Source organism: Pseudomonas sp. GD03842, assembly GCF_029841165.1.
Lineage (GTDB): Bacteria > Pseudomonadota > Gammaproteobacteria > Pseudomonadales > Pseudomonadaceae > Aquipseudomonas.
In genome coordinates this window covers 1-566 of the sequence record NZ_JAOCEA010000044.1, presented here as the reverse complement: position 1 = coordinate 566, position 566 = coordinate 1, and the positions used below count along the sequence as shown (strand labels likewise).

The window sequence follows — 566 nt, the reverse complement described above, 5'->3', positions numbered from 1 at the left end:
AGGCCTTGCCAGAGGAAATGTTTGTGCTCGGTTTTGCCTTCGATTTCGGAGGTTTTGCCAATTCGTCTTCCGAGGCTGTCGTATCTGTAAGTGCCGGTGCTGTGCAGCTTGCCGCTGGAGAGCGTCTCAGCCCTGACCAGCCGGTTTTCGCAGTCGTAGCTGAACGTCTGCAGCGTGCTGACCCCTACCCGTTTTTCGATCAAATTGCCCCACGCGTCATAGGCATATTCCTGATCACGCCATTTTTTGATGCGGTTGTCTTTGATGTGGTCGAACTGGCGCGTGTTGAAGTTCAGCCGGTTCGCCGCAGGGTCGTAGCGGAATTCTTCGCTGTCGACGAGTTGGCCGGTGTCGCGGCTGTGCAGTTGGCCGTTGGCTTCGTATTCGTACTTGATCTCTCCGCGCAGTTTGTCGAGCGTGCGGATCAGTTCGCCGGCCGGGTCGTATTCGTAGCGGCGGTGGATCGGGTTGTAGGCGTGGTCGACCAGCAGGCTGTTGTCGCCGGGGTTGTGGATCTGCGAGAGTTTTTCAGCGGGAAAGGTCGAGGCGAACTGCCAGCGCTTGCG

At 58.0% G+C, this 566-nt stretch carries 1 pseudogene; it reads right to left on the bottom strand.

From position 1 onward, the window contains the following. Nucleotides 1-566: pseudogene (locus N5D61_RS26435) on the bottom strand (type IV secretion protein Rhs); the annotation flags it as partial.